Origin of the sequence: Butyricicoccus sp. AM27-36 (assembly GCF_003480945.1) — a bacterium.
Lineage (GTDB): Bacteria > Bacillota > Clostridia > Oscillospirales > Butyricicoccaceae > Agathobaculum > Agathobaculum butyriciproducens.
On record NZ_QUJR01000015.1, the window covers coordinates 1 to 769 of the forward strand.

Annotated in this window: 2 protein-coding genes; both read left to right on the plus strand. The window is 52.4% G+C overall.

The window, feature by feature from the left end; all coding sequences use genetic code 11:
• The coding region (locus DW724_RS14555; protein ID WP_147358683.1) for an ATP-binding cassette domain-containing protein at positions 1-342 on the plus strand (342 nt) is incomplete at its 5' end.
• Positions 335-769, plus strand: a 435-nt coding sequence (locus DW724_RS16170; RefSeq protein ID WP_442861292.1) for an ABC transporter permease, incomplete at its 3' end; no start/stop codon positions are given. The genes DW724_RS14555 and DW724_RS16170, both read left to right, overlap by 8 nt.

Sequence of the window (769 nt, forward strand, 5' to 3'; positions counted from 1 at the left end):
TCGATCGACGAGATCGTAGGCCAGCTGTCCGGTGGTAACCAGCAGAAGGTCGTAATCGGCAAGTGGGTCAACACGGATGCAGAGATCTTTATCTTTGACGAACCGACCCGTGGTATCGACGTCGGCGCAAAGGTCGAGGTTTACAACGTAATGAACAGCCTTGTCAAGCAGGGCAAGTGCGTTATCATGGTATCTTCGGAAATGCCTGAGATCCTCGGCATGTCCGACCGCGTAATCGTAATGCGCGGCGGCGAAGTAATGGCCGAGGTAGACCGTGACAGCGAACATTTCAATCAGGAAGACCTTATGAAGGCAGCTTGGGGAGGTAAATTAGATGACTAAATCGAAGAAATCCAGCAGTTTGATGTCTTATGCTGGTACTTTTGGCGCACTGGTAATCCTTTGTGTAGTTCTGGCGATCGCTTCGCCGAACTTCTTTAAGTATTCCAACATGATGTCTGTTCTCAAGCAGACCTCGTTCAATGCACTGGTATCCACCGGTATGCTGCTCTGCCTGATCACTGCCGGCATCGACCTGTCCGTAGGTGCGAACGCAACGTTCGCTGCCTGCCTTGCAGGTATGCTGGTTAACAAGGGCATGAACAATCCGGTTCTGCTGCTGGTTGTTGCCATCGTTGGCGGCACCCTGATCGGCTGGATCAACGGTATGCTTCTTACCCGTCTGCACCTGCCGCATCCGTTCGTATCTACCCTCGGTATGAAGAACGTACTGTGGGGCGGTGCGCTGATCATCACCAACTCTCAGATG